The organism is Sphingomonas sp. P2_B6 (genome assembly GCF_056404755.1).
This window is the reverse complement of record NZ_JBFUDK010000003.1, coordinates 123,289-149,986: the sequence shown is the minus strand read 5'-3', so window position 1 is coordinate 149,986 and position 26,698 is coordinate 123,289. Positions and strand designations below refer to the sequence as shown.

Sequence of the window (26,698 nt, the reverse complement as noted above, 5' to 3'; positions counted from 1 at the left end):
GCCCGGTCAGGCGCAGGCACGCGCGGTCCTGGCACACACCCTATTCCCCGACTATTCCCGGAGCAGTGCGTCGCCCTCCGTCTCCGGGACGCCGCCGGTGCGCGCCGAGACCGTCACCGTCGTCGCCAGGTCCATCGTCACATTGCCGAGCGTGCGGAAGATGTCGGGGATGGTCTCGACCGCGACCAGCAGACCGAGCGGGGCGACCGGCACGCCCATCGCGATGCAGATCGGCGCGATCGAGGTGACGAAGCTAATCTGGCCGGGCAGGCTGACGGCGCCCATGGTGGTGATCGCGGCGACGGCGACGCCGGCGGCGAGCTGCGCCGGCCCGAGCGGCACGCCGAACCAGTAAGCGACATAGATCGCGACCGCGAGGTTCATCGGCGGGCCGGTCACCCGGAAGATGGCGACCGCGAGCGGCAGGACCACGCCCGACGTCGCGACGGGTACGCCCAGCCCCTCGGCGCCGCGCAGCATCGCGGGCAGCGAGGCAAGCGAGGATTGCGTGCTGATCGCCACTGCCTGGGCCGGGCCGGTCGCGCGGGCAAAGCGGGCAAGGCCGATCCGCCCGCCGATCGCGCCGATCGGGTAAGCCGTCATCCACACCAGGATGCCGATCCCCGAGACGATCACGACATAATGAAGCAGCGCGCCGAACGCCGCCGTGCCGGCCTTCGCGCCGACGACATAGGCCAAAGCGAGCACGCCGATCGGGGCGAGCCATAGGATCCAGCCGATGATGATCAGCATCACGTCCGCGACTGCCTGGAAGAATTTCGTCAGCAGCTCGCGCGGCTCGACCGGCAGGCGGGTAAGCGCGAAGGCGAACACCATGGTGAAGACGATCAGCGGCAGGAAGGCATTGGTGGCGGCGGCGGTGACGGGATTGGTCGGCACGATCGAAACGATGAAGTCGGCAAAGGGTGGCACCGCGCCGACCGGCGCCGTCGCGCCGAGCGCAGCGCGCAGCGCTGTTGCCGCCTCGGTCGGCAGCGGAAACCAGCCCAGCAGCAACGGGGTGACGATCGCCGCGAAGGCGGAGAAAAACCACAACAGCCCGATGAACAGGCCGAGCGCGCGGCCGGCGACCTGCCCGGCACGCGCCGCCGCGGCGGTCGCCGCGACGCCGGTGATGAGCAGCGACACGACCAGCGGCACGATCGTCATCTGCAGCGCATTGAGCCAGGCAGTGCCGATCGGCTGCGCGACGATCAGGCCGCTTTCGGCCGAGCCCGGCGACCAGGTCGCGAGACCGATGCCGATGGCCAGCCCCAGAACCAGGGCCAGGAGAATGCGGGTTGCTTGCGACATGCTCGCCCTTCGACTTATCCGGCGCTATCACGCCGCTTCACTGAATTGGGCTGCATAGCTGAACGGACGCGCTGGCATGGCAAGAAAATATTTCGGCACCGATGGGATTCGCGGGGCAACCAACCTCTCCCCGATGACGGCAGCGATGGCGATGAAGGTCGGTATGGCGGCCGGCGCGCATTTCGTGCGTGGCGAGCACAAGCATCGCGTCGTGATCGGCAAGGACACCCGGCTGTCGGGCTATATGCTGGAGAATGCGATGGTCGCGGGCTTCACCAGCGTGGGCATGGACGTGGTGCTGGTCGGCCCGATGCCGACGCCCGCGGTCGCGATGCTCACTCAGTCGATGCGCGCCGATCTCGGCGTGATGATCTCGGCCAGCCACAATCCCTATGCCGATAACGGCATCAAGCTGTTCGGGCCGGACGGCTACAAGCTGTCCGACGCCGACGAGCTGGCGATCGAGGCGCTGATCGACGGCGAGGTGCCACTGGCGGCCTCGCCCGATATCGGCCGGGCGCGCCGCGTCGAGGATGCGCGCGGGCGCTACATCCATTTCGCCAAATCGACCTTTCCCGGGCATCTCCGGCTCGACGGGCTGAAGATCGTGGTCGATTGCGCCAATGGCGCCGCCTATCAGGTCGCGCCCGCCGCGCTGTGGGAACTGGGCGCCGAAGTGATCGCGATCGGCACCTCACCCAATGGCAAGAACATCAATGACGGGGTCGGCTCGACCGCGCCGCAGGTGCTGTGCGAGACGGTGGTGGCTTCCGGCGCGGCGATCGGCATCGCGCTCGACGGCGATGCCGACCGGCTGATCGTCGTCGACGAGCAGGGCCATGTCGTCGACGGCGACCAGCTGATGGCGACGATCGCTAGCGGCTGGGCGCGGCGCGGGCAGTTGGCCAATGGCGGGCTGGTCGCGACGGTGATGTCGAACCTGGGGCTGGAACGGCATCTCGCGACTCAGGGCATCAAGCTGATCCGGACCAAGGTCGGCGATCGCTATGTGCTCGAGGCGATGCGTGCCCAGGGCTATAATGTCGGCGGCGAACAGTCCGGCCACATCATCCTGTCCGATTACGCCACCACCGGCGACGGGCTGGTCGCGGCGTTGCAGATCCTCGCCGAGCTGGTCGAGACCGGCCTGCCCGCCAGCGAGCTGCTCCATCGTTTCGAGCCGCTGCCCCAGCTGCTCAAGAATGTGCGCTTCAAAGGCGGCAGGCCGCTCGAAGCGGATGCGGTGAAGGCCGTGATCGCCGAGGCCGAGGCCGAGCTGGAGGGCAGGGGCCGGCTGGTGATCCGCCCCTCCGGCACCGAGCCGGTGATCCGGGTGATGGCCGAGGGCGACGACCCCGCCCAGGTCGAACGCGTGGTCGACCGGATCTGCGACGCGGTACGCGTGGCGGCTGCGTAGCAAATCCCCCTCCCGCTTGCGGGAGGGGAGAAGAAGACGGAACTGACCCATGCTTGAAATGCGCCCCGATTGCGAACGCTGCGGCACTGACCTCCCCGCCGACGAAGCGGGTGCGTTCATCTGCTCGTTCGAATGCACTTTCTGCGCCCCCTGCGCCGAGGCAATGGACGATCGCTGCCCCAATTGCGGCGGCGAGCTGATGGACCGGCCGGCGCGGGTGGACGATGCGCTGCTGCGCTATCCGGCTTCCATCGAGCGGAAGTTCAAGGGGCGGGCGTGACGTAAAGTCCCCCTCCCGCTTGCGGGAGGGGCTAGGGGAGGGCATGTCTTCCCGGAATGACGTTTAGACAGGCCCTCCCCCGACCCCTCCCGCAAAGCGGGAGGGGGGAAGAATGACCCCGCGCATCCTCATCATCGCCGGCTCCGATTCGGGCGGCGGCGCGGGCATCCAGGCCGATATCAAGACCGTCACCATGCTCGGCGGCCATGCGATGACCGCGATCACGGCGATCACGGCGCAGAACACGCTGGGTGTGCAGGGCGTGCACCCGATCCCGACCGAGATGGTGATCGCCCAGATCGATGCGGTCGTGTCCGACATCGGCGTGGATGCCGTGAAGATCGGCATGATCGGATCGGCCGACACTGCCAATGCGGTGGCGGACCGGCTGGAAGCGATGTCGGCCGTCCCGATCGTGTTCGATCCGGTCATGGTCGCGACCAGCGGCGCGACGTTGGCGGACGATGCGACGATCGCCGCCTTCGCGCGGCTAATGCGAGTCGCCACGCTGACCACGCCTAATCTGCCCGAGCTCGACGCGCTGGGTGGCGAGGCGACGGTTCGCGCGCGTACGGGCGCGCTGCTGGTGAAGGGCGGGCATGGCGACGGCGCGGAAGTGACAGACCGGCTGCTCCTCGCCGATGGCGGAGAGATTCGCTGGGCCGATCCGCGCATCGAGACACGGCACAGCCATGGCACCGGCTGTACCCTGGCGAGCGCCATCGCGACCGGGCTTGGGCGTGGCCTGACCCTGGCCGATTCCGTCGCGCGAGCGCGCGTGTTCGTTCGTCTTGCCCTGCGAGAGGCGCCCGGCTTCGGTGGCGGGCACGGCCCGATGGGGCATCAGGCAGTCCGGCTCGACAGCGATCTCGGCGCGGCGATGCTCAACCAGATCACCCTGCCACTCACCGATTATGAGGCGAGTGCCGGTTTTTACCGGCTGCTCGGCCTGCGCCAGATCGTCGCGTCGGCGCCGCGCTATGCCCGGTTCGAAAGCACGGGCGGCGCCACGCTGTCGATCGAGACGGCGGAGGAGATCGCGGGCAAGCCGGTGGTGTTCCTCGAATGCGGCGATCTGGACGCGCTGGTCGTGCGCCTGCGCGAGGCCGGGGTCGCCGTATCGGATCCGGTGCTGGAGAGCTGGGGCTGGCGCGAGGCACGGCTCGCCGATCCCGCGGGCAATGCGCTCTGCCTCTATCAGGCTGGCGAGAATCGGCGTTTTCCGGCATGGCGCCTGTCGTGACGCGGCCATCGCTCAAGCATGAAAAGCTCTGCCTCGCGCCCGTCGCCGGCGTCGACGAGGCCGGGCGCGGGCCGCTTGCCGGGCCGGTGGTCGCAGCGGCGGTAATCCTGCCGGCCAGGGGCGTCCCGCGCGGGATCGATGATTCGAAGAAACTCAGTGCCGCGGAGCGCCAGCGGCTGCACGACCGGCTGCGTGACTGCGCGACAGTCGGTGTCGGTATCGTCGAGGCGGACGAGATCGACCGGCTCAACATCTATTGGGCAACGATGAAGGCGATGACCTTGGCGGTCGAGGCGCTCGGCCTGTTGCCGGCGCATGTGCTGGTCGACGGCAACCGTCTGCCGCGCTGGACGCATCAGGCGACCGCGATCGTGTCGGGCGATGCGATCTCGCTGTCGATCGCCGCGGCATCGATCATCGCCAAGCACACCCGCGACACGATCATGATCGCCCATGCCGAATCGCACCCGCATTATGGATGGCATTCGAACAAGGGCTATGCCTGCCGCGCGCACCTCGATGCGCTGCGCGCGCATGGCCCGTCGCCCCTGCACCGGCGCAGCTTCGCGCCGGTCGCCCAAGCCTGGCTCGATTTCTAGGCCAAATCTCGGTTCGTGAGTCTTTTTGGCCACACACCATGGATTGAGTCCCTGTGGATAACTCGACTCAACATCTGGGCAGCTTCCTAAAATGTTCCGGTTTGTTAAGAATTTGGCAAGCGTTCCCGTTAACTAAACTCTGCTTGACCCGAGTCCGTACATCCGCAGGGATGCACCGCTCTTCAATGGGGGTAGCTGGTAATGGGTGTGATCGAGAAGGTTAGGGCGCGCGCGACGGCGCCAGTGGCGGACACGCTGCCGGGTGCCGAGCTGCCGCTCGACAGCATCATCATGCAGGATTGCATCACCGCGATGCGGGCGCTGCCGGCCAAGTCGGTCGACCTGATCTTCGCGGATCCGCCCTATAACCTCCAGCTCGGCGGTGATCTCAGCCGGCCCGACGGCAGCCATGTCGACGCGGTGACCGACGACTGGGACAAGTTCGATTCGCTCGCCATCTACGACAAGTTCACCCGCGCCTGGCTGACCGAGGCGAAGCGCATCCTGAAGGACAATGGCGCGATCTGGGTGATCGGCAGCTATCACAACATCTTCAAGGTCGGCAGCGCGATCCAGGACCTGGGCTATTGGATCCTCAACGACATCGTGTGGCGCAAGGCCAATCCGATGCCGAACTTCAAGGGCACCCGCTTCACCAACGCGCATGAGACGCTGATCTGGGCATCGATGGGCGAGAAGGCGCGCTACACCTTCAACTATCGCAGCATGAAGACCTTGAACGACGAGCTGCAGATGCGCAGCGACTGGGAATTCCCGATCTGCGGCGGCCAGGAACGGCTGAAGCGCGACGGCGTGAAGGTGCACCCGACGCAGAAGCCCGAGGCACTGATCTATCGCATCCTGCTCGCCTGCACCAAGCCGGGCGACGTGGTGCTCGATCCGTTCTTCGGCACCGGCACCACGGGTGCGGTCGCCAAGCGGCTCGGGCGGCGCTGGATCGGCATAGAGCGCGAGGCGGGCTATTGCGCCGCGGCGCTGGAGCGGATCGAGGCGGCGCTGCCGCTCGACGAATCCGCGCTGGTGACGATGCAGTCGCCCAAATCCGCGCCGCGCGTGGCGTTCGGCACGATCGTCGAGAACGGCATGCTGGTGGCGGGCACCGTGCTGACCGACAGCAAGCGCCGCTTCCGCGTGACCGTGCGCGCCGATGGCTCAGTGATGAGCGGCGATATCACGGGCTCGATCCACAAGCTCGGCTCGACCCTGCAGAATGCACCGGCCTGCAATGGCTGGACCTTCTGGCACTACGAGACGCCTGAGGGCCTCAAGCCGATCGACGCGCTGCGGCAGGAATATCTGCTGGCGACTCAGCCTTAACCAGACGTCACCCCGGACTTGTTCCGGGGTCCATCGTGCCGCAGGAGCCCAACGCGCAAGATGTGCGGAACGATGGATGCCGGAACAAGTCCGGCATGACGAAAGAGGATCGATGACCAGGCTCCACCTCCGCCCCGTCCAGTTCGTCGACACGCCCATAGGCCGGGACGGCGAGGTCGCGCGGCTGGCGGGCGGGATGACGTGGTTCTCCGCTTATGAAGTAATCGAGGGCGGCAAGCGCCGCACCGTGCCGATCGCCGCCTTCGAGAGCGACCTGGGCGGGAACGAGCGGGCGGCCGGGCTGCATGCCGCGATCACCGCGCCCCGCCCGGCGCTGACCCTTGGTGAGCGCGTGCTGCGGTTCGACCAGCCGACGGTTGCCGCCATCCTCAACGTGACGCCCGACAGCTTCTCCGACAGCGGCAAGCTGACTGACCCGGCCGCGGCAGCCGAGGCCGGCTTCGACCTTTCGGTCAAGGGCGCGACGCTGATCGACATCGGGGGCGAATCCACCCGGCCCGGCGCGCCTCTGGTATGGGAAGGCGATGAAGTGAAACGCGTCGTGCCCGTCATCGAGCGGCTGGCGAAGAGCGGCGCGCTGATCTCGGTCGACACGCGCAAGGCGGTGGTGATGGAGGCGGCGCTGGCCGCTGGCGCGGCGATCGTCAACGACGTGTCGGCCTTGCTGTGGGACGACCGCGCGCTGGACGTGGTCGTGCGGACTGGCTGTCCGGTGATCCTGATGCATTCGCCCGACCCCAAAAAGGGCCCGCATGGCGGCGAAGGCTATGGCGACGTGCTGACCGACGTGTTCGACTGGCTCGAGGCGCGCGTCGCAGCAGTGGCGGCGGCGGGGGTCGATCGGGCGAAGATCATGATCGATCCCGGCATCGGCTTCGGCAAGTCGCTGCAGGACAATCTGGCGCTGCTCAACGGGCTCGCGCTGTTCCACGGCCTTGGCTGCCCGATCATGCTCGGCGCCAGCCGCAAGCGAATGATCGGGGCGCTGTCCAACGAGGCGCCGGCCGACCAGCGGCTGGGCGGGTCGATCGCGCTGGCATTGAAGGGCATCGAGTCGGGCATGCAATTGCTCCGCGTCCACGACGTGGCGGAAACGGTACAGGCGCTGCGCGTATGGCGCGGGCTGAAGGACGCGGCGCTGGTCGCAGCGCGCTAGGCGGGCAAATCCACCACGGCCGCCGGATCATGGGCGCGCCTGTAGCCCCAGTCGGTCTTCACCGTCGCGCCGCCCTTTGCCACCGATTCCAGGATCGCGGTCATCAGCCGAACGTCCTGCAGGCCTTCCTCGCCCGGGGTGACCAGAGGCACCTTGCCGCGCACGACATCGGCCATCCAGTCCATCTCGCGTTCGAACTGGTCGATCTCGGTGATCTTCGGCGCCCCCTGCGCGGCCGGCACGCCGATCAGGCTGAGCTTGTTGCCGCCATAGAAGCAGCCCGGATCGGCCACCAGCCGGCCATTCTCGCAGAACACCTGATAGGCCATGGTCCCGGCGCAGGAGAAGGAGGTGGTGCCGTTGGCGATCGTGCCCGAGGGGAAGCGGAACTGCCAGGAGACGACATCCTCGACGGTCCTGAAGCGCGGATCGGTGCGGTCGGTCTTCGCCCAGGCGCGGACCTCGACTGGTTCCTCGTTGAGCAGATAGCGCGACGCGTTGATGCCATAGACGCCCATATCGGCCAGCGCGCCGCCGCCCGACATCTTCATGTCGAGCCGCCAGGCGTCGGACGGATCCGACAGGGTCGATTGGCGGCCCATATCGGTGGTGACGATGCGCGGCTTGCCGAGCGAGCCCGAGCGGAGCCGGCGCATCGCGGCCAGATTCAGCGGCTCGTAATGGCAGCGATAAGCGATCATCAGCTTGCGGTCGGCGGCTTTCGCGGCGGCGATCATCGCCTCGCAATCGGCGACACTGGTCGCCATCGGCTTTTCGCACAGCACATGCTTGCCGGCTTTCAGGGCTCGAATGGTGTATTCGGCGTGCATCGAATTGGGCAGGACGATGTAGACGACCTGGATGCGCGGGTCCTTCGCCATGCGATCGTAATCAGTGTAGTTGTAGATCGCATCGGTGGGCAGTCCGTTCTCCGCCGCGATGCGCCTGGCCTTGGCGGGATCGCCGCTGACGACGGCGACCAGCTTGGCGCTCTTCGCCGTCTTCAGGCCGGGGATGATCTGGCCGAGGGCGAGCTTGCCCAGGCCGACGACCGCGAAGCCGATCTTGTCCCCGTCAGCCAGCGCCGGCCTGTCCCGGGATTGAGGAAGCGGGTTGCCGCCGGGCCTGGCGACCGCCGCTCCCGCGACGGCGACGGATGCACCCGCAAGGCCGAGCTCGATCAGGGTGCGGCGCGACATCTCGTTCGACATTCGGATCTCCCCGGCTTCACGCGGCGACACGTCGCGGGCCGTGGAGAATCCTATAGCATATCGAGGGCGGGGGTGACGAGATGATAGCGGTAACGGCTCTTTCAGGCGACGTTGTCGATGCCGAGCTCGCTGAGCTTGCGATAGAGCGTGGACCGCCCGATCCCGAGCCGGCGGGCAGCCTCGGTCATGCGGCCGCGATAATGGCCGATGGCGAGACGGATCACATCCCCTTCGATGTCCTCCAGCGCGCGCAGATTGCCGTCGGGGTGAAAGAGGGTGATCCCGCCGCTGGGCGCCAACGGCGAAGGCCCGGCCGGGCCATGACGCCGCGAGCCAAGCGCGGTGATCTCCGGGAAATCGAGCCGGGTAAGGGCATCGCCATCACACAGCATGGCGGCGCGGAACAGCGCGTTCTGGAGCTGGCGGACATTGCCCGGCCAGTCATAGCTCCCGAGCAGGGCCAGCGCATCCTCGGTGATGCCGAGTTCGCGCAGGCCGGGCTGCTCGGCGATTCGCGCGAGGAAGTGGCGGGTCAGCGCCGGGATATCGCCGGCGCGCTCCCGCAGTGGCGGGATCGTCACATGGACGATGTTGAGGCGGTAATAGAGATCCTCGCGAAAGCGATCGGCCTCCACCGCCCCGATCAGCCGCTGGTTGGTCGCGGCGATGATCCTGACATCGATTTCGCGGACATGGCGCGCGCCGATCGGCTGAATCTCGCCCGATTGCAGCACGCGCAGCAATTTGACCTGGGCGTCGAACGGCATCTCGCCGACCTCGTCGAGGAACAGCGTGCCGCCGTCCGCTTCCTGGAAACGGCCGATCCTGCGGTCGAACGCGCCGGCAAACGCGCCTTTTTCATGCCCGAACAGTTCGGACTCGATCAGGTTGGCGGGGATCGAACTGCAATTGACCGAGATCATCGGCTTCCTGCCGCGCGGGGAGGCGGCATGGATCGCCTCGGCCACCATTTCCTTGCCCACGCCGCTTTCGCCCTCGATCAGCACCGGGACCCGGGCGCGGGCTGCCTTGGCGGCGACGGCAAGGGCCGCGCGAAAATCGGGGGCGGAACCGACGATCTCGTCAAAGGCGAGCGTGGCGCGGACTTTTTCCGTCAGCGGGCGCAACTCGCCCGCTGCCCTTGGGGCGACCGCCGCGTCGAGTGCGCAGAGCAGCCGTTCCGGGGCGAGCGGTTTCACGAGGAAGTCGCTCGCGCCGGCGCGCATCGCCGCGACGGCATGCGCCACCGAGCCGTTGGCGGTCAGCATCAGGAGCGGCAGTGCCGGGCGGCGCCGGCGAATTTCGGCGATCAGCGATGTCGCGTCGGCGTCCGGCGACCAGTGATCGAGCAGGATGGCGTCGAGCGCCACATCGTCCTGCCCGTCGAGCATGGCGATCGCCATCTCGCCTTCATCGGCGAAGATCGCGCGCCATCCCCGTCGCGCGGCGAGCGCCGCGACGAGACGGCGCTGCGCCGGTTCGTCGTCGATCAGCATCAACAGCCGCTGCCGGTTGCGCGTCATCCCGCCCGTTCCAATGTCCCCGGATCGAGCGGTAACCATAGAGCGCAGGTGTAAAGGGCGCCTTAACCGTCTCAAGGCGGGACTTGAGGGACGGCGCGGCGCCCGCTAAGCAGCCTGCACAAGTTTACAGGCAGGGGACGACCGATGGCCGGAGACGGCGAGATCAAGGTTCACGAAGCGACCTATCACAAGGTGATCGGGATGCTGAAATGGGGCGCCGTTGGCTGTTTCCTGATCGCCTTTCTGGTGATCTGGCTGATCTCCGGCAAGTAGCGCCGGGTGAAGATCGCGGTCCTCAAGGAGCAGGCCGCAGGGGAAAGCCGCGTTTCCGCGACCCCCGAAACGGTCAGGAAATTCATTGCGCTCGGCGCCGCGATGGCGGTCGAATCGGGTGCCGGCGAGGCTGCGTCCTATGCCGATGCGGATTATGCCGTGGCGGGCGCGACGGTCGGGTCGCGTGCCGACACGCTGAAGGATGCCGATATCGTGTTCGGCGTTCAGGGCCCCGATCCGGCGAGCCTGAGCGGCGCGGCGCCCGCCGCCTGGATCGTCGCGAGCCTCAACCCGTTCGGTGAGCGCGCCCGGGTCGATGCCTATGCGGCGGGCGGCTATGAAGCGCTGGCGATGGAATTCATGCCGCGGATCACGCGGGCGCAGTCGATGGATATCCTGTCCTCGCAATCGAACCTGGCCGGCTACAAGTCAGTGCTCGATGCGGCGGCCGAATATGGCCGGGCCTTTCCGATGATGATGACCGCGGCGGGCACGGTCTCCGCCGCGCGCGTGTTCGTGATGGGCGTCGGCGTCGCCGGCCTCCAGGCGATCGCCACCGCGCGGCGCCTCGGCGCGCAGGTCTCGGCGACCGATGTGCGCTCGGCGACGAAGGAGCAGATCCAGTCGCTCGGCGCGAAACCGATCTTCGTCGAGAATGTCGTCGGTATCGAAGGCGAGGGATCGGGCGGCTATGCCGGCGAGATGTCGCCCGAATATCAGGCGGCGCAGGCCGAGCTGGTCTCGGGCCATATCGCCAAGCAGGACATCGTCATCACCACCGCGCTGATTCCCGGACGTCCGGCCCCGCGCCTCATCTCGGCGGCGCAGGTCGCGTCGATGAAACCGGGCAGCGTGATCGTCGACCTCGCAGTCGAGCAGGGCGGCAATGTCGAGGGCGCGGTCGCGGGCGAGGTCGTGACCGTTTCGGGCGTGAAGATCGTCGGGCACCGCAACGTGGCGGGCCGCTTGGCGGCGGATGCCTCGGCGCTCTTCTCGCGCAACCTGTTCAACTTCCTCAGCGCCTTCTGGGACAAGGAAGCGGGCAAGCCGGTGCTCGACGCGGAGATCGGCGACGCGATCCGGCTGACCAGGGACGGCAAGGTCGTGAACACTCGGCTGCTGGCATGACGTTCTCCCGTGCCGGGGAGGATCAGGAGTAGAAAATGGACTTCATCTCGATCCTGTCGATCTTCGTCATGGCCTGTTTCGTGGGCTATTATGTCGTCTGGTCGGTCACGCCAGCGCTGCACACGCCGCTGATGGCGGTGACCAATGCGATTTCCTCGGTGATCATCGTCGGCGCGCTGATCGCCAGTTCGGCGGCGGCGGGCGGGTCGGCCTCGTCGAAATGGCTGGGGCTGCTCGCGGTGGTGTTCGCCAGCGTGAACATCTTTGGCGGCTTCGCCGTCACCGAGCGGATGCTCGCCATGTACAAGAAGAAGGACAAGCCCGCGGCGAAGTGAGCGGCGTGAGGGTTTTGGGGGTTTAGCACATGCACGAAGCAGCACCGGTCAATCCCTGGGTAGCGCTGGCGTACCTGATTTCGGGCGTCTGCTTCATCCTGGCGCTGCGCGGCCTGTCGTCGCCCGCCAGCTCTCGGCGCGGCAATCGCTACGGCATGATCGGCATGGCGCTCGCCGTGGGCACCACGCTCTTCACGCATGAGATCGCGTCGCTGCCGGAAATCCTGATCGCGATCGCGATCGGCGCCGCGATCGGCGTGGTCACCGCGCGGAAGATCGCGATGACCGACATGCCGCAGCTCGTCGCCGCCTTCCACTCGCTGGTCGGCATGGCGGCGGTGCTGGTCGGTGTCGCGGCGTTCCTCAATCCCGAAGCGTTCGGGATCATGGGTGCCGACGGCGAGATATTGACGGTCAGCCGGATCGAGATGGGCCTTGGCGTCGCGATCGGCGCGATCACCTTCTCGGGTTCGGTCATCGCTTTCCTAAAGCTCAACGGGAACATGGGCGGCAAGCCGATCATGTTGCCCGGCCGCCATGTCATCAACCTTGGCGTGCTGGCGGGCATCCTCGGGCTGATCGCGTATTTCACTCAGGATCAGAGCCCCTGGATCTTCTGGACGGTCACGCTGCTCAGCTTCGCGATCGGCTTCCTGCTGATCATCCCGATCGGCGGGGCGGACATGCCGGTCGTGGTGTCGATGCTCAACAGCTATTCGGGCTGGGCGGCGGCGGCGATGGGCTTCACCTTGCACAACACGGCGATGATCATCACCGGCGCGCTGGTCGGGTCGTCGGGCGCGATCCTCAGCTACATCATGTGCCGCGCGATGAATCGCAGCTTCATCAGCGTGATCGCGGGCGGCTTTGGCGGCGACAGCGCGGCCAGCGGTGCCGCGGCGGCGACGGATCGGCCGTGGAAGCGCGGATCGGCCGAGGACGCGGCCTTCCTGATGCAGCAGGCCGAACAGGTCATCATCGTGCCCGGTTACGGCATGGCGGTGGCCCAGGCGCAGCATGCGCTGCGCGAGATGGCCGACAAGCTCAAGGAGCATGGCGTCCGCGTGAAATACGCGATCCACCCCGTGGCGGGGCGCATGCCCGGCCATATGAACGTGCTGCTCGCCGAAGCGAATGTGCCCTATGACGAAGTGTTTGAGCTGGAGGACATCAACAGCGAGTTTGCCCAGACGGATGTCGCCTTCGTGATCGGCGCCAATGACGTGACCAATCCGGGGGCGAAGACCGACAAGACCTCGCCGATCTATGGCATGCCCGTTCTCGACGTGGAAAAGGCCAAGACCGTGTTGTTCGTGAAGCGCAGCATGGGCGGTGTCGGCTATGCCGGCGTCGACAATGATGTTTTCTATATGGACAACACGATGATGCTGCTGGCCGATGCGAAGAAGATGGTCGAGGAGATCGTGAAGTCCCTGGATTGAGCTCGGCGCCTGATACTGGTCCAATCCGGCACATTGCCTGGTCGCTCCGCTTGACCATCGATTGCATCCATTTCGGTCGAAGTGCAGCGGCGATGCAGTCGCCTATTGAGCCATTTCGGGACTCATGCCTCCAATATGGATGTACTCATGACTAACCCATTCTTCATAAGTGGGTATTTCTGCCGCATTCCGGGCCGAGGGGGCGACCGGACCGTATGACGGTGGGGGCAATGACAGATTCGGCGACGGAGGCGACCTACGCCACGACCGTCCCCGCGTTGATCGTTGCTGACGACGACGGGGCAGCACTGGCCGCGCTGGACGCGGTCACGCTTGCCGGTGGTCGCCCGCTCGGCCGGGTCGGCTGGGCGCAAGCCGCAGAGCGCCTCCTTCAGCACAGCACGCTGGGCCTGCTGGTCGTCGAAGCCGAGGATGTTCCCGATGCCACGATTGATGTCGTTCTGCCGCACCTCGATGCCCTTGCACGCGCCGTCGACGCGCGCGTCGTTGTCTCGTTCGCCCGCCATCAGCTCGATCTGGTCACGGCCCATTTGCTCGGCGGCCATGTCGACCTGCTCTGCGCGCCGTCGGTTGCCGACCGGGTCGCAACCTATGCGGTCGCACTGATGCCGCGCACTGGCCGGCTCAACGATTCGCGGCGCGACGCCGACTCGGCGCGCTTGCGGCGGCTGAACAGGGAGATTGCCCGGATCGCCGAGATCATCGCGCGCCTGAATCACGAGGATGAAGGTAATGCGATAGATGGTGGAGCGGGTCTGAAGGGCCGTCCGGCCGAGCGCGATGCGGCGCCCGACCATGAACCATCGCCAGTCACATCGCGCGACGTGCGCGAGGTGATCCGAGCGCGGCGGCTGCGCGAGCAGTTCTTCGATCGCGGTCTGTTCGAGGATCCCGCCTGGGACATGTTGCTCGACCTGTTCGTGGCGGATCTGGAACGGACACGGGTTTCGGTATCGAGCCTGTGCATTGCCGCTGCTGTCGCACCCACCACCGCGCTGCGCTGGATCGCGAAGATGACCGAGGCGGGTGTGTTCGAGCGCCATGCCGATCCCTTCGACAAGCGCCGCGCCTTCATCGCGCTGTCGCCCGGCGCGCGTGACGGGATGCGCGACTATTTCGCGGCGATGAAGCGGGCCGGCCCGATTACCTGACCATCATGCCTTACTTCAGCAGTGCGCCCGATGCGGTTCTACTCAACACGGGTAGCGAATCCTGCCGCTAGTGCTTCTCAATAGATCCAGGTTGCCGACAGACGAGTAGCGTTGTGCTAAGCTGTTGGCAGGAGAAGATGATTCGTGAGGCGCCCGATCCAGGAGGGGGATGAGGTATGCGCTTTTTGCAGCTGTTTCGGTGTTTGGTGGGGAAGCACCATCGCAACCGTCGGCGAGTTAAATTTGACGGCGAGAATTATCGCACCGTTTGTATCGGATGTGGTGCGCCCATGATCAAGGCTCACCACGGTTGGGAATTGGCGCGCGCCGAGTAGCTGGCGCGTTTTTCAACGATCGCGTGCATCTTTTTACGCGCTTGATGCGTACAGCGCCTCATGGAACCTCGTCTTATCGTCGCTTACATCATTATTTCTGTCCTCGCGCTCGGTGTAGCGATTGTGGCTCGGCGCGGCTACCGAGCGCACCGGCGCCGTTGGTATGGAGAATGAGCCGCGACCTTCTGGGGCGGTGATACCCGGTCTCGCCTGGGCATCCGCGATCAGAAAATAACGCGGGTTTACGCGAACCACGTTCCCGACTATCTCGCCACCGCGCGAGAAGTGCTGCCGCAGCCTTCCCAGCGTCTCGCGAGAGCGAGGGCGATTAGCTCAGTTGGTAGAGCGTCTCGTTTACACCGAGAATGTCGGCGGTTCGAGCCCGTCATCGCCCACCACCCTTTCCATCGGCACCGGCCTGCGCAGCAAGGTCGGCTGGCGAACAGGAGGCAGTCATCATGAGCACGTCCGACGACCGGCTGAACAAGCTGCTGGAAAACTTTATGGGGCATGTGATTTCGCTCGATGGCGTGCGCATGGCGCACCGCCATGTCATCGCGGAACTGCTCGCCCGCCTGCCGGACAGTGATTTCGTCGATGAATTGATTGCCGGTGCCGATGCGAACGAAGCAGAGCCAGGCGAGATGCGGCGCATGGCCGCCTATCGGGCCGAACTCGACGCGCTGGTCGAGGAAGCCCGCGCCACACGCGAGCAACGCGGCGAAAGCTAAGCGCTCAGAGCGATCTCAGTAGCCGTACCGCCCGGGCGATCCAGGGCGGATCTGCGACCACTTGCTGGCGCGTGCCGGCGCCCAGTGGCAGGATCTGAAGCTTGCCCTCCTCGCGGCCGATCAGGCGACCAAACAGGAAGCGGCCGGCCGGGCGCGGCACCAGGACATCGCGGTTGAGCGCGCGGACATAGGCGTCCGGTGCCAATGTCTCGCACCATAGCTCGTCGCCGGCGCGATAGTCGCCGATGCCGGCGGCGATCTCGACCGCGATCAGGCCGGGCGCGGGCAAGGGCGGCGCGACCGTAGCCGGGCGTCTGGGGGCATTCGCGCCGCCCGCGTCGAGTATCGCCGCCACGGCGATCTCGGCGCGCTCGGGCAACCTGACCAGGTCGGCCGCGGTGACGCCCAGCGCATCGGCGATGCGGTTGAGCCAGCCGACCGATACGGTGCGCGTGCCGGTCTCGAGCCGCCCGATGGTCTGCGCGGTGGTAGGCGGTGCGCAGCGCCGGGCGACATCGTCGAGCGTCAGCCCCTTGGCCCTGCGGACTTCGCGGATCGCGGTGATCATACCCCTCTCCTAACCATATCGGTTTCCCCTATCTCTCAAATGCGCCAGCGCGGCAAGGTTGCGGCATTTCGTGCCGGATTGGGCATCAACGGGGCTGGCGTCCGAGCCTTTGCGCCATCATGATGCGTGCCGCGCCGGTGGGGCGGCGCGAGGGAGGCCGGGGATGCCCGTGAAGCGTGAGATGATGGTACGGCGCGACGATCTGAGCCAGACTGCGATCAACGAGACGTTGGTGTCGGAGCCGAAGGACGGCGAGATCCTGCTCGAGATCGAGGCCTTTGCGGTCACCGCGAACAACGTGACCTATGCCGTGGTGGGCGATCAGCTCGCTTACTGGAATTTCTTCCCGGCGCCCGAAAGCTGGGGCATCGTGCCCGTCTGGGGCCATGCGCGCGTGACCACGTCGCGCCACCCGGACATCGCGGTCGGCGAGCGGGTCTATGGCTATCTGCCGATGGCCTCGCATCTGATCGCGCAGCCGGGCAAGGTCGCAGTTGACGGATTCCGCGACATGGCGGCGCACCGCCAGCCGATGAGCCCGATCTACAATCAGTATCGCCGGCTCGCCGCCGACCCGGCGCACGATCCCGCGCGTGAGGAGGCGCGCATGTTGTTCGCGCCGCTGTTCACCACCAGCTTCCTCATCGGCGACCAGCTGCGGCGTGCCGACTGGCATGGTGCGGGCACGCTGATCGTGACCAGCGCGTCGAGCAAGACGGCGATGGCCGCGGCGCATGTCGCGCGGGCCGACAGCCCGGGCGTGCGGCGGATCGGGCTGACCGGGGCGTCCAATGTCGCCTTCGTCGAAGGGACCGGCTTGTATGACGAGGTCATCGCCTATGACGCGCTCGACGAGCTGGCGGTGACGGGCAGCGCAGTGCTGGTCGATTTCGCCGGCAATGGCGCGCTGCTCCAGGCGCTCTACGAACAACTGCCCGGCCAGCTCGCCTATGTGCTGCGCGTCGGGGTGACGCATCATGACGAGCGCGGCGACACCAGGGAGCTACCCGGGCCGGCGCCCGTGTGGTTCTTCGCGCCGGATGCCGCGACCGCGCTGATCGGCGAGATCGGGCCGGATGCCTTCAACGCCGCGCTGGCCGAGCGCTGGGCCGGCTTCGTCGCCGAGGCGGAGGGCTGGGTGAGCGTCGAGAACGGCGCCGGCGCCGAGGCACTGCAGCGGGTGTGGCGCGACCAGCTGGCCGGCCGCGCCCCGCCGCAAAAGGGTTATGTGCTGAGACTCTGAACCGCGACGAAGCGGCGATAGGCCCAGCTGATCGCGATCAGCGCGATGCCGAGCCCGAGGAAGGAGAGGATCCGTAATATCCCCTCCAGGATCGCCGCGTCGATCAGGAACACCTTGAAGGTCACCAGGAACAACAGGCCGAGGCCGGCGACGCGCAGGTCGCCCAGCCCCTGGCGGATGCCATGGGTGAGCCAGACCAGCGCCAGCCCGAGGAAAGCGGCGGAATAGAGCCAGTTCTCGGTCCGGCCGATCGGGCCGGTAAGGATATCGCCATGCGTCGCCTGGCGCACCGTCGCCGCGACGGCGACGATGACTGCGGCAAGCATTGCCACGCGCCACCAGCGATCGGCACGCCGCGGCCAGAGCCAGGCGGCGACCAGGGTCGCATCGAGCGTTGCCAGGTTGAGCAGCGGGATCGAGCCGACCGATTGCGGCACGAGCACCGGGCACAGGATCGCCAGGTCGAACCAGACGAATCGGGCGAGCGCGATAGCCAGCAGGCCGGTTGCGATATTTCGCCGATAGCGCGCGGCGAGCCAGGCGGCGGCGAAGAAGAGCTGGGTGATCGCCACGCGCTCGAGGAAGCCGAGCGCTTCCAATCGATCGAGATCGGCGATCGCAAGCGGCGCCTTGGCGAGCGTGTAGATGGTGATGGCGGCGATGCCCGCCAGCACCGCGACGGCGCGGTTTCGCCATGGGCCGGGCAGGCCGGGCGTTCGCAGCAGGGCGATGCCGATCAGGCCGCCGGACAGAGTCAGCTCGCGCAGGATCCTCGGCAGCGACGGCAGATAGAGATAGGTCAGCCGGCTTCCGCCGACCGATCCGACGGCCATCCAGAGAAGCGCGCCGATCAGCGGGATGGCGCTGGCCAGGGTGGCGAGTCCCGCAGCGACGGCCCAGCGGCGCGGGGYGGGGCGCCAGAGGATCAGCGCGCCGGTCGCGGCGGCGAGGCCTGGCGTGTGCCAGGGGGCCGGCAGCAGCGCCGGGATGAAGCCGAGCGCCAGCGCGAGCGCGATCCAGCCAAGCGCGATGCGTATCCGTCCGGGCAGGAGCAGCCAGGCAGTCGCCGCGACGAGGCATGCCGGCAGCAGGCCGATCGCGACGAGGTCGGGCAACGCCGGCATGGGATCGGTCAGCAGGACGCTGGACAGATAGTGGGCGAACCGGTCGAGCTCGATCATCATCGCCGCGCCCGTCACCAGCAACGGTGCCGGTGCGAGATAGGTGAGCGACAGGTCGCGCGTTCGCCGCGACCAGGCGGCGATCGCCACGCCGATGACGAGCCAGACGGGCCAACGCCATGGTTCGGCGATCACCTCAGCCACTGCCAGCCCAGCGAGCAGCGCGGCGACGGCCGTGCCGCCGGTCAGTCCGATCGAGGGTGTCAGCGTCTCGCGCGCTGTGTCGCGCCACCGCCAGGCGAGCGAGGCCCCAGCCAGTGCGGTCAGGCTCAACAGGCCCGCCCAGACGGCGGGCGGGAGCAGCTGGTGGGCGAGGGCGAGCGTCAGCAGCACTGGCCCGGCGGTCGCGCCGAGCGCGATGCCGGCCCAGAGCGTGCCGCGCCGGGCGAGCAGGTGGCCGGGAATGCCGAAGAGCAGGGCGACGGCAATTGCCGCCAGCGGGGCATGAGACAGTTCGTGTGCGTCGAGCGCGATGCCGAGCAGGGCGAGCACCAGTACCAGTGCCGCAGCAGGCCCGGGCACCAGCGCTTCGTCGCGCCAGCCGAGCCAGAGCGCGGCGGCGCTCAGCAGCAGATACAGCCCCCAGGCAAGCGGCCCGAAATCGAGCGCGGGCGCGAGGATCAGCAACTGGACGAGACCCGCGACCAGCGGGAGCAAACGCAGCCATGACCGCGTCGTGCCGGTGCGCGGCAGCGCCAGGGTCGCGGCGATCGCCAGCAGCACGACGAAGCCGCCGACTCCGGCGAGCTCGCGCCCGGTGACCATGGCGATCAGGATATTGACCCAGGCGAAGCCGCCGCCGCACGCCGCGACCGCGAGCCACACCCAGCCGCGCCGGATCGCGAGCCCGAACAGCGCAGCGACGAGCAGGCCGAGATAGATCAGCAGCGGCCCGATATTGCCCGGATCGAAGCTGGATACGAGCGGTGCCGCGAAGCCGCCGATCAGCGCCATGATCGCCGTCGGCGGGCCGTGGCGCAGCGCAAGGCCGAGACCGGCCGCCGTGACTACCACCATGATCGCAAAGGCCGGGGCGGCGCCGAGCAGATGATAGAGCTGTGCTGCGATGTAGAGCGTGCCGTACAGGCTCGCGATGCCTGCGCCGGCGAGCACCTGACCGACCCGCTTGTCGTCGCGCGTGGCGGGCAGCCGGCGGGCAACCTCGCTGGCGGCGACCAGCAGCAGCCCGAACAGTCCGGCGATAATCGTCCGCGCCGTCGGCCCGAGCAGCCCGTTCTCGATCGAATAACGCACCAGGAAGAAAGCGGAGAGGACCAAAGCCGCGCCGCCGACCCAGATCGGCAGCTTGGCGCCGACGATGTTCTCGAACCCGATCCGCACGGTTTCGCGCGTGGGAGGTCGGCGGGTTTCGGCCGGGGCCTCGACTGGTTCAGGCGCGACCGGCTCGGGCGGTATCGGCGGTTCCGGCACGATTGCGGGCGGTGGCGGCGCGGCGGCGGCCTGCGCTCGCTCCATGGCATCGGCTTGCTGAGGCTCGGTCGGTTCGGCGTGGTGAGTCACCCCGCGGGCACCGAGGCGGATCAGCCGGTCCTCCAGCTCGACGACATGATGCTCGAGCCGCCGTAGTCGCGTGACGAGCCGCTCCAGCACGACCCCGAGCGCGACGATGGCGATGAACAAGATGACCGTCACGCGCGACTCCCCCGCTTCGCAGCCATGGCGATGTGCCACAGTGTCCGCCGCGTGTCTCGTCTCGCGGCCCGAGGATTGGTTGCAACATGCAACTGATATGCTAGGGTGTTCCCAACAAGAAAAACGGACCGGGAAAGGGAGCTCAGCGATGATCGTCTATGGATCGAGCATGTCGCCGTTCGTGCGCAAGGTACTCGCTTTCGGGATCGAGAAGGGCATCCCGCTGGAATTGTCGCCTGCCGGCATGGGGCGAGGCGGCCCGGCGTTCGAGGAATGCAGCCCGTTCGGCAAGATGCCCGGCTTTCGCGATCCCGGTGCCGATAACGGCCGGGATTTCTGCATCTCGGATTCGACCGCGATCATCACCTATCTCGAGGCGAAGTTCCCCGAGCCGAACATGATTCCGACCGACCCGATCGCACGGGCGCGGACGATTTGGTTCGAGGAATTCACGGACACGATCATGTTCGCGATGGCCGGCAAGGTGTTCTTCAACCGCTTCGTGGCGCCCAAGGTGCTGAAGCAGCCCGGCGACGATGCCCTGGCCGATGCGGCGGTGGAAATCGAATTGCCGCCGTTGCTCGACTATCTGGAGACTCAGGTCACCGCGAGCGGTTATCTGGTCGAGGATCGCATCACCCTGGCGGATATCGCCGTGGCGAGCCCGTTCGTGAATCTGGGCCATGTCGGCTGCCCGATCGACGTGGCGCGCTGGCCGAAGACGGCGGCCTATGTGCGCGGCATCGTGGCCCGGCCGAGCTTCGCGCCGATCGTGGCGGCGGAACAGGCGTTCATCGCGCGAGTAGCCTGATCAGGCTGGCCGGAAACGCCCCCACCAGCGCCGCGCGGCGACGATCGCCCAGACGCCTTCGACGAGCCCGAACGGCCAGGCGCCCTGCAGGAATCCGTACGCCGAGCCGAGCAGGCAGAACAGGGCGAAACCGAGCCCCCACCAATGTGATCGCGCGTCGAACGCATAGCAGATCAGCATGCCGGTGACGGCGAAGAGCCCGAACGCAGTGAGCAGATCCATCGCCGTCCTCCTGTCGCTAGCGCGGTTCGATCATCGCCCCGCATCGGCCGCGGCGATGGTGGAGCATCGCCGCGATTTCGGCTAGGACGCCGCCCATGAACTTCGACTTCATCAAATGCCATGGTTCGGGCAATGATTTCCCGCTGATCGACGCGCGCGAGATCGACCTCGACGACGCGGTCTGGGCCGGTGTCGCGCGCGCGCTGGCGGATCGGCGCGGGCCGGTCGGCGGCGACGGGCTGTTGCTGCTGACGCCGGGCGACAAGATCCACGCCTTCGGCATGCGTATGTTCAATTCGGACGGCAGCGAAGCGGAAACCTGCCTCAACGGGCTGCGCTGCGTCGCCCGGCTCGGGTTCGAGCGGCAGGGCATCGACCGCGCCTTGGTGCGCCTCAAGACCAGCGCGGCCGAGGCGGCGCGCGATGCCGACATCGCGCCGGGCGTGATGACGATCCGCGAGACGGCAGGCCCCGCCGATCTCGACGTGACGCGCTGGCCGCTCGGGATCGACGCGCATGAGATCGTGCAGCAGCCGATCGCCCTGTTGCCGACGACCCGCAGCTTCACGGCGGTGGCGATGCCCAACCCGCATCTGGTGAGCTTCGTCGACTCGGTGGACGAGGCCGAACTGGTCGCGGTAGGGGAGGTGTGCGAGGCGGCGCCCGACTGGCTGCCGAACCGGGCCAATGTCTCCTATGTCGAGATGCGGCCGACCGGTCTGTTCGTGCGCACCTTCGAACGCGGGGTCGGCCTGACCGACAGCTGCGGCAGCGCCATGGCGGCCTCGACCTTCGCTGCCTGCCTGACCGGCCGGGCCGAGTTCGGCGCCGAGTTGACCGTGTTCAACCGCGGCGGGCTGGTCCGCGCCCAGGCGGAGAGCGACGGCATGGTCCGCCTGTCGGGCAATGCGACCTTCGAATGGGAAGGATCGGCCGAGGTCGACTGGGAGCGCGGGCTGGCGGGCGACCTGATCGTCGCGCGGCATTTCGACGCCGAGATCGCTGCCTGGGCCGGGGTGGTCGAAGCGATCGGCTAGCATTCGGCCCCTCCCGCCTTCTATTTCACGCGGATTTTTCTTCACCTGCTATGCCGATAGCAGGTGGAGAACAGGTGCCCGACAGGAGCGCCAGCGGGATCGGATCTTTTCCAGCCGACCGCCCGCGATGCTGGCAGCGCACCGAGGATGTTGAATCGACGTTGCAGCATTCTTGCCAGCTGTTTTCGTCGGAAACCTGTACCTAAGCCGACAAGCATGTTCAGCAACCATGCTCGAACTGGGGCGTATTCCTCCTCATCGCCCGATACATGGGCATGAGAGGAGTTGTCATGAAGATCACCACCATGCTTGCCGCCGCTGGCATCGCCGTTGCGTCGATGGGCGTCAGCACGAGCGCCATGGCGCAGAACTGGGGCCATGACCGGGACGGTTATCGCGACGGGTACCGCGACCGCGATGGCTATCGCGACCGTGGCGGGTACCGTGATCGGGACCGGAATCACGATCGCGGCCGTCACTATGGCTATGACCGCCGCCATTATGGCTGGGATCGCCACCGCAGCCATTGCCGGACGATCTGGCGCTATGGCCACCGGGTCCGCGTCTGCCGCTGATCAGCGACGCATGAGGGGCGGCGACCATGGTCGCCGCCCTTTATTGTCGCGTCGCCGGGTTGCAACCTTGCAACGTTAGGCCATGTCGCTCGTTCTGCACACGTAACATCATCCGGAGAGCATCAATGAGTCGCTTCACCAAGATCGTCGTCATCGCGGCCACCAGCTGCCTGGCGATCGCAACGCCGAGCTTCGCGCAGACCGCGCAGGACGATGCCCGTTTCCGGCAGGCGCAGCAGCGGTTCCAGAACGAGCTGCAGATATTCCAGCAGGAATTCGACCGCTACCAGCAGGCATCGCGCAACCGCGGTGGCTATGGCGGACCGGGCGGCGGCTATGATCGCGGCCCGGGCGGCCCCGGCGGCTATTATAACGACGATCGGGTCGAGAGCGACTACGAGCCGTCGCGCTATTATCGCGACGGGCCGACCTATCGCGAGCGCGTGCTGAGCGCCGACGAGCGCGTTTATCGCGGCAATGACGGGCGTTATTATTGCAAGCGCAACGACGGCACGACTGGCCTGATCGTTGGCGCCGTCGGCGGCGGCATCCTGGGCAATGTGATCGACGGCGGACACTCGCGCGGCGTCGGCACGATTCTTGGCGCGATCGTCGGCGGCGTCGCCGGCAAGTCGATCGACCAGAACAACCAGCAGGTGAAGTGCCGCTGATCCGCTGCTGGGTGCCGCCGCGCGCGGCCCCCTCGCTCTGAAATGCCTTAACCGGATCGGCGCTGGATTCGACAGAATTCCGTGCCGGTCCGGTTCGCTTCTATTGTGCCTAGATGAACCGCGGGATCGGCCGCGGATGCGGCGTCATGCGATCCGACAGGTCGAAATCGACTTCGTCGACATAGCACCAGCCCCAGCCTTCGGGCGGGTCATAGCCTTCGATGATCGGATGTCGGGTCGCGTGGAAATGCGCGGTGGCGTGGCGGTTGGGCGAATCGTCGCAACAGCCGACATGGCCGCACGTGCGGCACAGGCGCAGATGGACCCACCAGTCACCCGTCTTGAGACACTCCTCGCACCCGTCCGCGCTCGGCGCGACGTCGCGGATGCCGTCCAGATGCGTACATGACTCGCTCATGCCGATACGGTAGCGCAATTGTCGCCGCCGCCAACCCTGTACGGCCAACCCTGTAAGGAAGTGCGGCACATCAGGACGAAAGAGCGGCAATGGTTCCCCGGATATTGATCGATACGACGCAGGTCCCGGGCGGCGGTGAGCTGCGGCTGTTCCGGCGCGGCGATGAATTCTCGATCATGCTCGGCGCGAACGAGCTGATGAACAATCGCGTTTCGGGCTCCGAAGAAGCCCTCGCGACGCTGGTGTGCGGGAGGCTGGTTGCCGTGAAGGCGCCGCGGCTACTGATCGGCGGTCTCGGCATGGGCTTCACCCTGGGCGCAGCGCTCGGCCGGGTCGGGCCGGACGCGTCGGTCACCGTGGCGGAGCTGGTGCCGGCGGTGGTCGCCTGGGCGCGCGGGCCGATGGCGTCGATCTTCGAGGGGAGCCTCGATGATCCGCGCGTGACCATCGCCGAAGAGGACGTCGCAGCGCTCATTACCGCGGCGCCGGGGGCCTGGGATGCGATCCTGCTTGATGTCGACAACGGGCCTGACGGGCTGACCCGGCACGGCAACAACCGGCTCTACAGCGCGACCGGCCTCGACGCGGCGCGATCGGCGCTTCGACCGGGCGGGATCCTTGCGGTGTGGTCGGCGGCGCCCGACGCGAAATTCGTCCGGCGCCTGGAGACGGCCGGGTTCGCGGTCGATGAGGTCGTCGTCAAGGCGCGGGGCGCACGGGGCGCTCGGCACCTCATCTGGCTGGCGAAAAGGCCCTGACGATTGCTGGCGCCCGGCACGCGCGCCTCGGCACATCTCGTCCCTGCACGATAGTCCGATCGAATATAGAGCCACGCCAGCCGGCCGCTCCGGAACAATATGGGGATAACTGTTACTCACGCGGAACATAATGGCTTGGAAGGCCTGCGGGGCTGGCATAGGCTTACGGCGAGAGGAGAGAGACCATGGCGACCGGAACGGTAAAGTGGTTCAACGACGCAAAGGGTTTCGGCTTCCTGACCCCGGACGATGGCGGCGAGGATTTGTTCGTCCATTTCTCCGGCATCAACATGCCGGGCTTCAAGACACTCGCGGAAGGGCAGCGGGTGTCGTTCGACGTGATCGAAGGGCCCAAGGGCAGGCAGGCGGCGAATATCCAGGCAGTCGACGCGGGGTGAGGCGTCGCGGCCGCCGGGGCAGGCCATTGGCGCCCCCCGGGTTTAAGCAGACATCGCGCCGATAATCCGCCCGATCGGCGGTTTCGCCGCAGCGGCGGCGAACTATAGCCAAAACGGGCTTAATATCCTTCGCAGGCGCAGCATCGGCGCCGCTCGGACACGGGCCGATCCTGGGCCGCTCTCGCGTGGAGACCTGGCCGGCGCGCGCCGGCCAGGCAGGGTGCATCTGCGTCGTTTGTGGGCCGCACGGGCGTGACCGCCCGGTCCGACGCTCCTTTTTCGGAGAGCCGCAGATCATCGAGATCGGCAAAAAAACCGCCAAAGCTGTTGCGCTTCGGCAACAGCCCCCGGAATTTGTTCGCTTGCGCGGAAACCTTCCTTTGGGTAGGGAGTTTGCGCTGTCCGAGTGACAACGAAGAAAGGGGATTTTTATGCGGAAGCTTGCCGTTGCTATGGCGCTTGCCTCCACCGCTCTCGCCACACCTGCCCTGGCCCGCGATGATTCGTGGTATGTGGGTGTCGAAGGTGGTGCGCTGCTCGTCGAAGATATGCATTTTGATATCGGCGCGCTTTCCGACGCAGCGACTGTCGACCATCATTATGGTTATGATGTCGACGGCGTGATCGGTTATGATTTCGGCGCGTTCCGCGTTGAAACCGAAGTCGGCTACAAGAGCTCGACCGTCGACGCCTATTCGTCGACGACGACCACCCCGATCCGGAACGCCGCCGGCGTGCCGATCAATGCTCCGGCGGGCACTTATGACTATGCCGGTGGCCGCACGACCGCCCTCAGCTTCATGCTGAACGGCCTGCTCGACTTCGGCGACGATGACGGCATCCAGGGCTTTGTCGGCGGCGGTGTCGGTGTCGCTCGTGTCAAGACCCGCATCGGTCTGAACACGTTCAGCAACTTCATCGACGATTCGGACACGGTCTTCGCATGGCAGGGTATCGCCGGTCTGCGCGCTCCGCTGACCAGCCATCTCGATGCGACGTTCAAATATCGTTTCTTCAACGCCGACAATGTCAAGCTGGTGGACGTTTCGGGCCGTGCGATCGATACCCGCTATCGTTCGCACAGCATCCTGGGTGGCCTGACCTACAACTTCGGCGCTCCGCCGCCGCCCCCGCCGCCCCCGCCGCCCCCGCCGCCTCCCCCGCCGCCGCCTCCGCCGGAGCCGGTTCCGGTCGTGGCGCCGCCGGTCTGCTCGCCTGGCCCGTTCATCGTGTTCTTCGAATGGGACAAGTCGGACATCACGCCGGACGCGTCGTCGATCCTCGACAACGCCGTCACCCAGTATCAGAACTGCGGCAATGCGCAGGTCATGCTGGCCGGCCACGCCGACCGCTCGGGTTCGCCCGCATACAATGTGGGTCTCTCGCAGCGTCGTGCGGACTCGGTGAAGTCGTATCTGTCCGCACACTCGATCCCCGAGGGTGTGATCTCGACGGAAGCGTTCGGCGAAAGCCGCCCGCGCGTCGCGACTGCCGACGGAGTCCGCGAGGTTCAGAACCGCCGCGTGGAAGTCACCTACGGACCTGGTTCGGGCAACTAAGCCCGGCCTTCAGTTCGGAAGAATCGAGAGGGAGATCGGCTTGCCGGTCTCCCTTTTCGTTTGCGCCCGACATGTCGTAGCGGCGA

The 26,698-nt window shown here is 66.9% G+C and carries 27 protein-coding genes and 1 tRNA gene; 21 read left to right on the top strand and 7 right to left on the bottom strand.

Translation table 11 applies throughout. The features are described from left to right. Window positions 1–51 precede the first annotated feature (51 nt). Window positions 52–1,314, bottom strand: a complete 1,263-nt coding sequence (locus AC1DX5_RS05260) for a dicarboxylate/amino acid:cation symporter (RefSeq protein WP_478014439.1) — start codon at window positions 1,312–1,314, stop codon at window positions 52–54. Between the two features lie 76 nt (window positions 1,315–1,390). Here AC1DX5_RS05260 and glmM point away from each other — a divergent pair, with 76 nt between their 5' ends. The 6 genes from glmM to folP all read left to right on the top strand — a co-directional run bounded on the left by glmM (window position 1,391) and on the right by folP (window position 7,368). Continuing rightward, window positions 1,391–2,731: a phosphoglucosamine mutase gene (gene glmM / locus AC1DX5_RS05255; RefSeq protein WP_478014438.1), complete on the top strand. Its 1,341-nt coding sequence runs from the start codon at window positions 1,391–1,393 to the stop codon at window positions 2,729–2,731. A gap of 49 nt (window positions 2,732–2,780) precedes the next feature. Then, on the top strand, window positions 2,781–3,011 hold the full coding sequence (locus AC1DX5_RS05250) for a DUF1272 domain-containing protein (protein ID WP_478014437.1): 231 nt from the start codon (window positions 2,781–2,783) through the stop codon (window positions 3,009–3,011). Between the two features lie 112 nt (window positions 3,012–3,123). Beyond that, window positions 3,124–4,254, top strand: coding sequence for a bifunctional hydroxymethylpyrimidine kinase/phosphomethylpyrimidine kinase (gene thiD, locus AC1DX5_RS05245; RefSeq protein ID WP_478014436.1), 1,131 nt, complete (start codon window positions 3,124–3,126; stop codon window positions 4,252–4,254). Further along, window positions 4,239–4,853: a ribonuclease HII gene (locus AC1DX5_RS05240; protein WP_478014435.1), complete on the top strand. Its 615-nt coding sequence runs from the start codon at window positions 4,239–4,241 to the stop codon at window positions 4,851–4,853. Before thiD ends, AC1DX5_RS05240 begins: the two co-directional genes overlap by 16 nt. A 201-nt stretch (window positions 4,854–5,054) precedes the next feature. Next, window positions 5,055–6,191, top strand: a complete 1,137-nt coding sequence (locus AC1DX5_RS05235; RefSeq protein ID WP_465170913.1) for a DNA methyltransferase — start codon at window positions 5,055–5,057, stop codon at window positions 6,189–6,191. Between the two features lie 112 nt (window positions 6,192–6,303). Next, entirely contained in the window at window positions 6,304–7,368 is a 1,065-nt protein-coding gene (gene folP / locus AC1DX5_RS05230) for a dihydropteroate synthase (protein WP_465170912.1), read from the top strand. Here the strand turns inward: folP and AC1DX5_RS05225 are convergent. Both AC1DX5_RS05225 and AC1DX5_RS05220 read right to left on the bottom strand, forming a co-directional pair. Next, window positions 7,365–8,579 carry a Gfo/Idh/MocA family protein gene (locus AC1DX5_RS05225; RefSeq protein ID WP_478014434.1) on the bottom strand — a complete coding sequence of 405 codons (1,215 nt, stop codon included), beginning with the start codon at window positions 8,577–8,579 and terminating at the stop codon, window positions 7,365–7,367. The genes folP and AC1DX5_RS05225 overlap by 4 nt on opposite strands. Before the next feature lie 101 nt (window positions 8,580–8,680). Further along, on the bottom strand, window positions 8,681–10,102 hold the full coding sequence (locus tag AC1DX5_RS05220) for a sigma-54-dependent transcriptional regulator (RefSeq protein ID WP_478014433.1): 1,422 nt from the start codon (window positions 10,100–10,102) through the stop codon (window positions 8,681–8,683). Between the two features lie 144 nt (window positions 10,103–10,246). Here AC1DX5_RS05220 and AC1DX5_RS05215 point away from each other — a divergent pair, with 144 nt between their 5' ends. The 7 genes from AC1DX5_RS05215 to AC1DX5_RS05185 all read left to right on the top strand — a co-directional run bounded on the left by AC1DX5_RS05215 (window position 10,247) and on the right by AC1DX5_RS05185 (window position 15,518). Then, complete coding sequence (locus tag AC1DX5_RS05215) at window positions 10,247–10,375, top strand: aa3-type cytochrome c oxidase subunit IV (RefSeq protein ID WP_465170909.1); 129 nt, start codon at window positions 10,247–10,249, stop codon at window positions 10,373–10,375. A 6-nt stretch (window positions 10,376–10,381) separates the two neighbouring features. Beyond that, the gene (locus AC1DX5_RS05210; protein ID WP_478014432.1) at window positions 10,382–11,503 is read left to right on the top strand and encodes an NAD(P) transhydrogenase subunit alpha; all 1,122 of its coding nucleotides are present in this window, start codon (window positions 10,382–10,384) and stop codon (window positions 11,501–11,503) included. A 35-nt stretch (window positions 11,504–11,538) separates the two neighbouring features. Continuing rightward, window positions 11,539–11,838, top strand: coding sequence for an NAD(P) transhydrogenase subunit alpha part 2 (locus AC1DX5_RS05205; RefSeq protein ID WP_465170906.1), 300 nt, complete (start codon window positions 11,539–11,541; stop codon window positions 11,836–11,838). Between the two features lie 29 nt (window positions 11,839–11,867). Next, window positions 11,868–13,280: an NAD(P)(+) transhydrogenase (Re/Si-specific) subunit beta gene (locus AC1DX5_RS05200; RefSeq protein WP_478014431.1), complete on the top strand. Its 1,413-nt coding sequence runs from the start codon at window positions 11,868–11,870 to the stop codon at window positions 13,278–13,280. Between the two features lie 230 nt (window positions 13,281–13,510). Continuing rightward, on the top strand, window positions 13,511–14,452 hold the full coding sequence (locus AC1DX5_RS05195) for a hypothetical protein (protein WP_478014430.1): 942 nt from the start codon (window positions 13,511–13,513) through the stop codon (window positions 14,450–14,452). A 657-nt stretch (window positions 14,453–15,109) separates the two neighbouring features. Continuing rightward, window positions 15,110–15,185, top strand: a tRNA-Val gene (locus AC1DX5_RS05190). Between the two features lie 60 nt (window positions 15,186–15,245). Then, complete coding sequence (locus AC1DX5_RS05185) at window positions 15,246–15,518, top strand: hypothetical protein (RefSeq protein WP_465170903.1); 273 nt, start codon at window positions 15,246–15,248, stop codon at window positions 15,516–15,518. Window positions 15,519–15,522: 4 nt separating this feature from the next. Here AC1DX5_RS05185 and AC1DX5_RS05180 read toward each other — a convergent pair whose 3' ends face one another. After that, window positions 15,523–16,086, bottom strand: coding sequence for a helix-turn-helix domain-containing protein (locus tag AC1DX5_RS05180; protein ID WP_478014429.1), 564 nt, complete (start codon window positions 16,084–16,086; stop codon window positions 15,523–15,525). Window positions 16,087–16,249: 163 nt separating this feature from the next. Between AC1DX5_RS05180 and AC1DX5_RS05175 the strand changes: the two genes are divergently transcribed. Continuing rightward, a complete protein-coding gene (locus AC1DX5_RS05175; RefSeq protein ID WP_478014428.1) occupies window positions 16,250–17,329 on the top strand; it encodes a DUF2855 family protein in 1,080 nt (359 codons plus the stop codon). Here the strand turns inward: AC1DX5_RS05175 and AC1DX5_RS05170 are convergent. After that, window positions 17,311–20,163, bottom strand: coding sequence for a DUF2339 domain-containing protein (locus AC1DX5_RS05170; RefSeq protein WP_478014427.1), 2,853 nt, complete (start codon window positions 20,161–20,163; stop codon window positions 17,311–17,313). The two genes, AC1DX5_RS05175 and AC1DX5_RS05170, sit on opposite strands and share 19 nt — an antisense overlap. Before the next feature lie 148 nt (window positions 20,164–20,311). Between AC1DX5_RS05170 and AC1DX5_RS05165 the strand changes: the two genes are divergently transcribed. Further along, window positions 20,312–20,974, top strand: a complete 663-nt coding sequence (locus tag AC1DX5_RS05165; protein WP_478014426.1) for a glutathione S-transferase family protein — start codon at window positions 20,312–20,314, stop codon at window positions 20,972–20,974. Here AC1DX5_RS05165 and AC1DX5_RS05160 read toward each other — a convergent pair whose 3' ends face one another. Then, a complete protein-coding gene (locus AC1DX5_RS05160; RefSeq protein ID WP_465170898.1) occupies window positions 20,975–21,196 on the bottom strand; it encodes a hypothetical protein in 222 nt (73 codons plus the stop codon). 95 nt (window positions 21,197–21,291) lie between these two features. On the opposite strand from AC1DX5_RS05160, the gene dapF reads away from it, so the two are divergent. The 3 genes from dapF to AC1DX5_RS05145 all read left to right on the top strand — a co-directional run bounded on the left by dapF (window position 21,292) and on the right by AC1DX5_RS05145 (window position 23,479). Continuing rightward, window positions 21,292–22,233 (top strand): diaminopimelate epimerase, encoded by a 942-nt coding sequence (gene dapF, locus AC1DX5_RS05155; RefSeq protein WP_465170897.1) that lies wholly within the window; start codon window positions 21,292–21,294, stop codon window positions 22,231–22,233. 290 nt (window positions 22,234–22,523) lie between these two features. Continuing rightward, window positions 22,524–22,808, top strand: a complete 285-nt coding sequence (locus tag AC1DX5_RS05150; RefSeq protein WP_465175049.1) for a hypothetical protein — start codon at window positions 22,524–22,526, stop codon at window positions 22,806–22,808. A gap of 125 nt (window positions 22,809–22,933) precedes the next feature. Then, the gene (locus tag AC1DX5_RS05145) at window positions 22,934–23,479 is read left to right on the top strand and encodes a glycine zipper 2TM domain-containing protein (protein WP_465170895.1); all 546 of its coding nucleotides are present in this window, start codon (window positions 22,934–22,936) and stop codon (window positions 23,477–23,479) included. 109 nt (window positions 23,480–23,588) lie between these two features. Here AC1DX5_RS05145 and AC1DX5_RS05140 read toward each other — a convergent pair whose 3' ends face one another. Then, entirely contained in the window at window positions 23,589–23,915 is a 327-nt protein-coding gene (locus tag AC1DX5_RS05140) for a UBP-type zinc finger domain-containing protein (protein ID WP_478014425.1), read from the bottom strand. Between the two features lie 71 nt (window positions 23,916–23,986). Here AC1DX5_RS05140 and AC1DX5_RS05135 point away from each other — a divergent pair, with 71 nt between their 5' ends. From AC1DX5_RS05135 to AC1DX5_RS05125, 3 genes are all read left to right on the top strand, one after another. Beyond that, window positions 23,987–24,655, top strand: coding sequence for a spermidine synthase (locus AC1DX5_RS05135; RefSeq protein WP_465170893.1), 669 nt, complete (start codon window positions 23,987–23,989; stop codon window positions 24,653–24,655). Between the two features lie 185 nt (window positions 24,656–24,840). Further along, window positions 24,841–25,053: a cold-shock protein gene (locus AC1DX5_RS05130; RefSeq protein ID WP_465170892.1), complete on the top strand. Its 213-nt coding sequence runs from the start codon at window positions 24,841–24,843 to the stop codon at window positions 25,051–25,053. 431 nt (window positions 25,054–25,484) lie between these two features. Then, window positions 25,485–26,612: an OmpA family protein gene (locus tag AC1DX5_RS05125; protein ID WP_465170891.1), complete on the top strand. Its 1,128-nt coding sequence runs from the start codon at window positions 25,485–25,487 to the stop codon at window positions 26,610–26,612. The last annotated feature ends 86 nt before the right edge of the window (window positions 26,613–26,698 follow it).

Excerpts from the sequence above, each read along its gene's own strand:
- AC1DX5_RS05135 (WP_465170893.1), top strand. The coding sequence starts at position 23,987 with ATGGTTCCCCGGATATTGATCGATACGACGCAGGTCCCGGGCGGCGGT.
- AC1DX5_RS05220 (WP_478014433.1), bottom strand. The coding sequence starts at position 10,102 with ATGACGCGCAACCGGCAGCGGCTGTTGATGCTGATCGACGACGAACCG.
- AC1DX5_RS05125 (WP_465170891.1), top strand. The coding sequence starts at position 25,485 with ATGCGGAAGCTTGCCGTTGCTATGGCGCTTGCCTCCACCGCTCTCGCC.
- AC1DX5_RS05185 (WP_465170903.1), top strand. The coding sequence starts at position 15,246 with ATGAGCACGTCCGACGACCGGCTGAACAAGCTGCTGGAAAACTTTATG.
- AC1DX5_RS05145 (WP_465170895.1), top strand. The coding sequence starts at position 22,934 with ATGAGTCGCTTCACCAAGATCGTCGTCATCGCGGCCACCAGCTGCCTG.
- thiD (WP_478014436.1), top strand. The coding sequence starts at position 3,124 with ATGACCCCGCGCATCCTCATCATCGCCGGCTCCGATTCGGGCGGCGGC.
- AC1DX5_RS05250 (WP_478014437.1), top strand. The coding sequence starts at position 2,781 with ATGCTTGAAATGCGCCCCGATTGCGAACGCTGCGGCACTGACCTCCCC.
- AC1DX5_RS05205 (WP_465170906.1), top strand. The coding sequence starts at position 11,539 with ATGGACTTCATCTCGATCCTGTCGATCTTCGTCATGGCCTGTTTCGTG.
- AC1DX5_RS05215 (WP_465170909.1), top strand. The coding sequence starts at position 10,247 with ATGGCCGGAGACGGCGAGATCAAGGTTCACGAAGCGACCTATCACAAG.
- AC1DX5_RS05180 (WP_478014429.1), bottom strand. The coding sequence starts at position 16,086 with ATGATCACCGCGATCCGCGAAGTCCGCAGGGCCAAGGGGCTGACGCTC.
- glmM (WP_478014438.1), top strand. The coding sequence starts at position 1,391 with ATGGCAAGAAAATATTTCGGCACCGATGGGATTCGCGGGGCAACCAAC.
- AC1DX5_RS05130 (WP_465170892.1), top strand. The coding sequence starts at position 24,841 with ATGGCGACCGGAACGGTAAAGTGGTTCAACGACGCAAAGGGTTTCGGC.
- AC1DX5_RS05195 (WP_478014430.1), top strand. The coding sequence starts at position 13,511 with ATGACAGATTCGGCGACGGAGGCGACCTACGCCACGACCGTCCCCGCG.
- AC1DX5_RS05200 (WP_478014431.1), top strand. The coding sequence starts at position 11,868 with ATGCACGAAGCAGCACCGGTCAATCCCTGGGTAGCGCTGGCGTACCTG.
- AC1DX5_RS05165 (WP_478014426.1), top strand. The coding sequence starts at position 20,312 with ATGATCGTCTATGGATCGAGCATGTCGCCGTTCGTGCGCAAGGTACTC.
- AC1DX5_RS05235 (WP_465170913.1), top strand. The coding sequence starts at position 5,055 with ATGGGTGTGATCGAGAAGGTTAGGGCGCGCGCGACGGCGCCAGTGGCG.
- AC1DX5_RS05240 (WP_478014435.1), top strand. The coding sequence starts at position 4,239 with ATGGCGCCTGTCGTGACGCGGCCATCGCTCAAGCATGAAAAGCTCTGC.
- AC1DX5_RS05175 (WP_478014428.1), top strand. The coding sequence starts at position 16,250 with ATGCCCGTGAAGCGTGAGATGATGGTACGGCGCGACGATCTGAGCCAG.
- dapF (WP_465170897.1), top strand. The coding sequence starts at position 21,292 with ATGAACTTCGACTTCATCAAATGCCATGGTTCGGGCAATGATTTCCCG.
- AC1DX5_RS05260 (WP_478014439.1), bottom strand. The coding sequence starts at position 1,314 with ATGTCGCAAGCAACCCGCATTCTCCTGGCCCTGGTTCTGGGGCTGGCC.
- folP (WP_465170912.1), top strand. The coding sequence starts at position 6,304 with ATGACCAGGCTCCACCTCCGCCCCGTCCAGTTCGTCGACACGCCCATA.
- AC1DX5_RS05225 (WP_478014434.1), bottom strand. The coding sequence starts at position 8,579 with ATGTCGAACGAGATGTCGCGCCGCACCCTGATCGAGCTCGGCCTTGCG.
- AC1DX5_RS05160 (WP_465170898.1), bottom strand. The coding sequence starts at position 21,196 with ATGGATCTGCTCACTGCGTTCGGGCTCTTCGCCGTCACCGGCATGCTG.
- AC1DX5_RS05150 (WP_465175049.1), top strand. The coding sequence starts at position 22,524 with ATGAAGATCACCACCATGCTTGCCGCCGCTGGCATCGCCGTTGCGTCG.